Raw genomic sequence first — 7,991 nt, forward strand, 5'->3', positions numbered from 1 at the left:
AGAAATAGGAGTTTTGATTCAGTATTCGCGGATCCAGTCGATGACAGAATTAAGGATTTTAATGACAGCGACTTTATCTTTTTCTTCGAAGGAATAAGTTTTTGTTCTCATGCTGTCCCAGGAGATTTCAGCCGTTTTGGGCGTCGATAAAAATGGTGTTATACTCTGGAAAACTGCATTCATAGATTTGGCTTTCAGAATTCTTAGCGAGTCCAGGGCCCGGAGAATAATACCGATTTGATCCACAGAAAGAAGTACCATCACCTTGATAGGTTCTGTCTTCTCTTTAGGGGGTGGGGCTACCGGAGCTTGCGGCAATGGAATCACGTCCCATTGCGATTTCTTTTCCAGATAGATAATTTCCTGGGCAAACCAGTTACCTATCACCTTGTCTACGTCCAGATCATAGCGTGTCATGCGGGCGCCCGGCTTTCGGTGCAATTGGTTGAATTCCTTGTAAAACAAAAGTAGTTGTGTAAGCTTCTCACGTATCGACCCTGAACCATTGATGCGTTGGGCCAGCTTTTGAGTATAGTAGTTCATGAATGATCTGCTGTTAAAATTCAGATAAACAAGCAGCTCGATCAGCGAATCATGCGTTCTAAGCTCTGTTTCAGTGTCACATATTTTCTCGATTCCTTTTACCAGCTCTCTTTTGTAGAAAAGTTCTTTGAATGTGACCGGCCTGCGTTCGCTATCAGCAGCAGGATACCCGATCGACCGGAATACGATGTCTGTCAGTGTCTTGTTACCCACTCTTGCCACCAGCATCGGCTGGACGATGTCAATTCTTTGGCTGAGTTCTGCTTTGGAAACCGACAGATAGGCTGCCGGCACTGTTTCATCGAGTGGAATGTAATCCTGAAAACGGCGTTCAATAAACTTTAAAAGATCGTGGATCATCTCACTGATGGCATGCATGGTTTGCGCAGCACTGCTGTAAGCAGTCCCGTTACTGTCGATGTTGCCACAGGCTTTTTCGAGTAAAGACACCAGATTGCTGTGCTGCTGTTTGACCAGGTGCTGGACTTTTCTTTTACTGGAAAGATTCAGGCTTTGATGGCTTAGAAATGAAATATGCCGGGCTTTTTCTTCTTGCGCCTTTGAGAGCAGGGTTTGATGGTGCTTCAGGGTTAAAGGGTGCACCTCGCTTTTGGAAGAATTCAGCGCAAGCGAGATGATAAAATCTAGCCATTCAAGGTTGTGGTGTTTATTAGTCATTGCAACGTCAAGTTTTAAACCATTAACTTTTATTTATGTACAGAAGGGTTTGTATACTGATCTATTGTTTTGACTGCCAGGGTTCTGTCAGAAAAAAGCAGCTACCTTGATGGCAGCTGCTTTTTTCTGAGGCGCGGTTCGGCCCTTAGGTTTGAAGCCGTGTGTCGCAGATCATGCCGCTGGTAGTCATCGATTTATCCTGCGTCTGCTTGGTGTTTGTGCTCCAAATACCTGCCCTGTAGTATTGGACTGGTGTAGGTTGGAGGGCAAGTTGCCGCTGTGTGCTCATAATTGGTTTGTTTAAAATGAATGAAAATTTGAACTCCGGCAAAGCAATCGCTCTGGGCCGAAAAAATGAAACTTATGTGTCGTAGGGTAGCCGTATAGCAATAAGCGTAGCAAAATGTGGGATAAGCGGGCACTTTCGAATTCATTCGTCACAAAACGTGGATTTTAAGCTAGTGGAGCCCATTCTTCGGTGACTTTGTATGGCAAAGCTAGGTGGGCAGCCTTCTTTCTTACAAACAAAATGAACCAGGAAAGAAAAATTCGGAGAGGGGACATTCGCAGATCGTGCAGAAGAGCACTTGTAGACTAGTTTCTTATTTTACAGAAGCAGCAGGTCTAGAATCCTGAGCTTACTGCGGGAGGGATAAGCGCTTTTTTTGCGTAGTCAGTTTCGGTTTGAATTCTTTGTGTTCTACTAAAAAGAGCTTAAAAGGTCCGTGTCAACGTACTAACCTTTGGTGTGCTCGTTTTATCAAATGGAGACGTAGTACATATTGAATCTTGTCGTGCTATTTTTATTGAACTGTGCCGTGCTATTTTTATTAAACAGTGTTGTGCTATTTCTATTAAATCGTGTCACGATCTGGTTAAGATTGCCATGTTCCTTCGTGCTTTTGGTCCAGCGGGTAAGGAAACTAAGAGAGCGATATTGGCTTATTGAGCAGGAAATGTCCAGGCGTAATGACGCAAAGCCGCTAGTCAAGCAGTCAAAACAGGTGGCTCAAAATATAAATAATTTTTGGGGTAAGTTGTTGATAATCATTTTTTTTGTGATTGTTGCAAAGTAAAAAAGTCGCTGCAGAATAAATCAATCCTGCGGTAGTGTAATCTAAGCCTGGCCTGCAGACAGTGAATATGCCAGTAGACCAGGGTAGTTGCAGAAGAATCAAAGAGTTGCTATGACTCCGGGTGAGAATCGGTGAGGGGTAAAATCAGTTCTACGGTGTAGGTAGAATCAGTTCTTTGGTGATAAAAACTATAATTGTTTTTACAGATTAATTCAAGTCGTTCTCTGATGATTCGATGGCCTAATCCAGAATTTTTTTTAAACCTTTTTTCGTCTTCAGGTTCAGCTATACTGTTGATGCAGACAAAGCGTAACCGCTGGCCGATCACTTCGAGCTTCAGTGTTATGTAGCACTCCTTTTCACTGCTTAAATATAAACCGTGTTTCAAAGCGTTTTCTACAAGCGTAAAAAGTATCATCGAGGGGATGTAGCTATCTTTGGGCAAAGGACTCTCTATCTGAAGACTTACTTTCAAACGTTGGCTGAACCTATTGGCTTCCAGGTCCAGTAACTTGGTCAGCGCTGTCCATTCCTGCTTAAATACAACAAAATCAGACTGCGATTGATATAATGTGAAGCTGAGAACGTTTGTCAGGTTTTCAACGTAATTGGCCAGTTTTTCGCTAACATCCGTGAGCTGATCTTTCAGGCTCATTAGGTTGTTGATTAAAAAATGCGGGGCAACCTGTGATCGGAGCGCCACCAATTGGAGGGAAAGCTTCTCTGCCTTCAATTCACTTTTGGCAACCTGCTGTTTGAAGGTGTATTTGATTCCTTTGATAGCCAAAGGCAGAATCAAAAGCTCGATTTCTCTGATATCATAGGAAATCGAAAGCCAAATATTTGTGTAGCTGTCGTCTGCGAAAGGATGCAGATAAACCGTACCAAAGTGCTGAAAACTTGTAGATATATTAGCAAGTCCGTAAAGACTGTCGGCAGCGTAAAAAACGAGCACATTGAAAATATGCATCAGGGCGGTCAGTACTACCCCCGTTGCCACCCACAACCAGGTTTCTGAGAACAGATGCTTGATTCTGGAATAAACAAGTGCGGTGATATAATATACCGGAATAAAACGCAGATAGTAGAGTGCATATGAGATGACCACCTGCGGACTGAAGGTAAGTTTGTCCTTTGAGCCAATGAAATAACTCAGATGAAACAGTACAAAAAAGATCCAAAACAGGATATGGTTTTTTGTCCTTTGAAATGCGGTCTGTTGTTTGATCAGGTATGCTTTTAAAAAGTCCGAGCGGTTTTTATCCATGTATTTGTCCGAGTTTTCTGTATACTTTGTGTTTAAAACGTTTTGAAATTTTTGCATTATCACTTATTTCTGAAAAAAGTATAGTGTTACCGTAAGATCTAACTACAGACTCACTGTTTACTATATACGATCTGTGAGTCTGAATGAAATCGTAGGGCAGTGATTCTAAGACCTGCTTGAGTTTTCTGCGGATCACATATGTGCCCGCTTTTGTAAACAGTTTTAGGTAGTTACCTTCACTTCTGATCATATATAGGTCGCTATACTTGATAAAGACAACATCTTTCTCTACTTTGATCATCATTTTTGTTTTCTCAAATCTGGCTCTTAATCCGTTGACGACAGTGGGATTTTCTTCCATTGGCCGGCGCTCAGGTGCAGTTGCTACCGGCATCACAGCTAGCGGGGCAATGCTTGACTCTATTGGCATAGCCTTGGCCAGGTAACTAAGTCTGACTTTGTTGACAGCCTTGAACAGCTCCCGAAACTGAATTGGTTTGTCAAGAAAATCCTGAACATGGTATTGGTAGCCTTGCCAGGCGTGTTGCTTGTGAGCCGTGACGATTATGATTGCCGCAGATATAGGCCCTAGTACATCGAGCAATTCTATGCCGGATATATCTGGCATTTCAATGTCAAGAAAAATGATATGCGGTTTCAGGGAGGTGATCATCTGCGGTGCCCGGATTGGGTTTATGCAGCTTTGGGGCAAATCCATAAACTCAATTTTAGCGATATGCTGCTTAATTTGATTATGAACTGAAATCTGGTCGTCGATGATCAACGACCTTAAAAGGACATCAGGAAAGCTACTGTTCATGTGTGTTTTTTTGTTGGAAGTGTTTATTAGTAAACAGTACGTTTATCTGCAAGTGCGGTTGCGAAATGTGAATGTATAGATACTAAAAGTTACTTGCTAGAGCTTTTAGGAATATTTTTACCCTTCAGGTAGGTTTTCATCGTAGTGGTATAGTACTTCTTTAAATAATGATAGCAGACCAATTCCTGTTCGCGCTGATGGGTGTAAAACCAGCGGTTAAGAAACATATGGACCAGATCGGGTGCATTGGCGGTAAATTGGCTTTTCTTAACACCTGGGTTTTTCAGCAGTATCCGTATGTGTTTGGAGCGTTCTTGGAATATCTTCGATGCAAAAGGCTCACCCAAAAGTTGACGGCTTTTAAGCGTCTGGCTGATTTTTTGCGAGTGACTGCGGTAGTGAAGATTCATAGATGCGATCAGCTTTACAGGCTGATCAAATTCGGCAGCTAAATGTTTGCTTGCCTGGCTGACCAATAGAAGTTTCTGCTCAATGGAAAGGGCAAGGTCATCAAGCAGTAGGTCTGTACCTAAAAGTGCCAATAGCCAGCGGAGGTCAGCATCTGGCGCAGGTCCTGTCAAGCACTGAGAAACAGCCATGCTGTCAATGTAAAAAAAAGATTCAATCTGATCGTAGGGCGGCTGGTAGCGCTCTATTTCTCTTTGATAGGTATCTGTGCTTATGCTCTGAACCGTGCCATCAGCCAGTTTTACAGCCAGCAGTTGATGCAATTCTTTGAGCAGCGGTATCCAGAAGTCTTTTTGATTTGAATGAAACCGGAACCGCAGGTGCGGTGATGGGTCTTGATAGCGAACAAAGAACCACTTATCAATCAGACCCTGTTGGAGCATTTTCTGACATAAATTTCTCAGAAGATAGCCAATCAGCTTATCGGACAGCCTGGATGAGCAGTAAATTTTAACATAAAGCCATTGGCTGGTCAGTATAAAGCTTCTTTCTGACTGCAGCAGAGTCGGCTTTATTTTGCGCTCTTTCTTTGGCTGTGGACTGCTATCATCACACCTACAGGTGAGCGGTATAATAATCTCATTTACATAATGGTTTGCCTTAGAGCCCAGAAGACCGTTGCCAGACCCGCCTAGGAATTCAGTGATCCGAAGACGGCCATTTTTTTTGAGCAGATCCATCAGCAGTGACAAGGAAAGTTCACTTTCTGAATCGATCAGAAGCTGCTGATCCTCAGATCCTGTGGTGAAATAGCGGGGTATGCCCATTTTCTCGCAGATTGGTTTCCATATTTTGACGAGCTGGCCCTCGCTGGCAAGTGTTACATTTTCAAGCTGCTCGTAGCTAATTTGCCAGCTTGCTTTGCTAAGAATCAGATTGCCCCTGACAAGTCTTGGAAGAAAGACCGCGTCTGAAAGGTGAGCCCAGTTCCAATTGAAAACCGTAATGTGGCGTGTGGCCAGATCGCATAGAAATTTGTACACGGGCAGACCCGATCCGAAATGGTGCGCATTGTAGAGCACGGGCTGAATCTGTTTTCTTAGCTTGCTACTGTACAATGTAAGCGATTTTCCGTCTGGTGAGCTCACGTCAAGATCCTGGGCCCTGATGATTCTATCGGAGTTCTTCACACTACCGGCCATGTAAGTGATCTCATAGCTGGTCAGGTCAGGACGCTGCAAAATATTTGATGCACCAGGTGAAGGCAGATGGGCAATGTCTGCAAAAATAACCTGATCGTTGGCTTTTTGACGCAACGATTCTGCGCTCTGAATCCTTGTGGTTAGCCCATCGTCTCCCATGCAGAACCTTGCCAGTAGCGGCCAGGCAGCATAGGTTGTAAATGCACTAAGTTCAAAACTGAACTGCTGCCGGTCAAAGCTGGCAGGATTCTCACTGTGGATTCTGCCCATTGCCATCAAAGGGATACTAGTGCTTGGGACTTGCGGCGAGGGTGTGATTTTACGGATCATTTCGTCTGTGAGTTCAACTGTCATCTGCCGCGGGCTGCTAACTTTTGAGTACAGTTCGTTTATCAGTTGCTGTAACTTATCAGGCTTTTTGGCTTTTACAGGCCCTGGAGCTCTATGCAAGTAATCTAACAGGGGAAGAATATGACTGCTTTCATCGTTTAGTTTGCCATAACCCGTCCCGTAATCGTAGTCGAGCGCGGTCAGAAGTGGCACTTTGCGCTGACCATAGCGCTGATGCAGTCTTGATGCGAAATCATCAAGATCCTTGTTGGGTTTGGGATTTAGCAGCGGAAGAAGCTTTTCTAACTGGTGAGCTATTTTTTCGGTACTGCTGTAGCTGAGCTGATTTTGCTTTGTTGTAAACCGAGCTGTGGTGTGGACAAGCTGAGAAGGAAGCTTGCCTGGGCCTGTAATTCTTTGCAATGTAGATTGTACTTTTTCCAGCTGAAGATCTGAAAGGTAGTCCTGAAGTTTCTTTAAATGTTTATGGTATTTTGTCTGCTTTAAAACGATGTGACTTTCCAGATAATCAAGGTAGGTGGGCCCGATTACATTACGCTGCAGGCTGGTGAGCAGTATCTGAGCGTCAATCAGTCTGGTTAGGTAAGCTTTGGCTTGTCTTCTTGTGATACCCAAATCTTGCAGGTGACCGATGACTTGCTGATAGGGTAAGCCAGACGTGCAGACATCAAGCACACTTTCTAAAAGGAAATTTCGCTCTGCCTGCGTGAGTTGAAAGTCTGTCTTTGCATTTTCAGTTTTGCTTGTAACAAGGCGGATTACGTTTGCTGTCTGGTAAACAGAGCTGTTTGTAATAAGATTTAGCTTTGAGACCAATGCAGCATCAGAGAGGAGTTTATCCTGAAGCACTTGCAGTACGCCTCCGTCAAGCTGATGGTAGAGACTGACCGAGTCAGTCTGATCGAAAGTGATGGCGGTGCTACTGGTAAGCTCACTGACAAAATAGCCAGCAAATAAACCGAACGGTGTAGCTCTACTACACGTTCTGATCAGGTACTTGTAAAGTGTAATAGCGATTTTTTTCTCACCCGGCGCCGGTTCACCTTTAAGAAATGGCAGGCACTGCGCATAAAAAGTGGGAGAGCAGATTTCTAGCCCGCGGCGCAGAAAAGGATCAGAAAAAAAATCTCTTAAATTTTTGAAGAAGGAGCCCGGGTCACTTTGAACGTTTTGGTGAAATAGCTGAAGTGTTTCAAACGGCAACAGAGCACGTCTGAACACCACAAAATCATCTGGTGTCAGTTTCATTAGCTGGCTTTGATTAAAGGAATGTCTGCCGGCAAATATCTGCTCCACCTTAAGCCCCGGCAAATTAATGTGATCAGCTGACGGACTTGTGTTTTTAGCGCATGCAAAACTGCTGTGAACGGGCAGTACAGGGACGTCTAAGTATATGTGAAAGTGTTTTACAGTTTGGTTCACTAGGCAAATACTTGCCTTATTGGTCACTGTGAAGAGGCGTTTCGTTTTGTAATCGGGGGGCTCGCCAGATGTAGCAAGCGATTTAGCCCCTCCATAAGCTGTCACTGTCCGGTTTTGTATAGAGTATCTAAATGGGGTAATTGGATTACTTTATGAACTGTGTTAAAAGTCAAGGATAACTCCGTAAAATTGGACAATAATTTGGATCAAATTCCTGATCAAAC

General features: G+C 43.7%; 4 protein-coding genes. All 4 read right to left on the reverse strand.

The window, feature by feature from the left end; translation table 11 throughout:
- Window positions 1–18 precede the first annotated feature (18 nt).
- On the reverse strand, window positions 19–1,221 hold the full coding sequence (locus tag DSL64_RS26940; RefSeq protein ID WP_115834069.1) for a hypothetical protein: 1,203 nt from the start codon (window positions 1,219–1,221) through the stop codon (window positions 19–21).
- Window positions 1,222–2,406: 1,185 nt separating this feature from the next.
- Window positions 2,407–3,564 carry a sensor histidine kinase gene (locus DSL64_RS26950; protein ID WP_158547986.1) on the reverse strand — a complete coding sequence of 386 codons (1,158 nt, stop codon included), beginning with the start codon at window positions 3,562–3,564 and terminating at the stop codon, window positions 2,407–2,409.
- Window positions 3,557–4,384, reverse strand: a complete 828-nt coding sequence (locus DSL64_RS26955) for a LytR/AlgR family response regulator transcription factor (protein ID WP_115834072.1) — start codon at window positions 4,382–4,384, stop codon at window positions 3,557–3,559. Before DSL64_RS26955 ends, DSL64_RS26950 begins: the two co-directional genes overlap by 8 nt.
- 89 nt (window positions 4,385–4,473) lie before the next feature.
- Entirely contained in the window at window positions 4,474–7,593 is a 3,120-nt protein-coding gene (locus tag DSL64_RS26960) for a lantibiotic dehydratase (protein WP_115834073.1), read from the reverse strand.
- Between the last annotated feature and the right edge of the window lie 398 nt (window positions 7,594–7,991).

It is taken from the genome of Dyadobacter luteus (genome assembly GCF_003383615.1).
GTDB lineage: Bacteria > Bacteroidota > Bacteroidia > Cytophagales > Spirosomataceae > Dyadobacter > Dyadobacter luteus.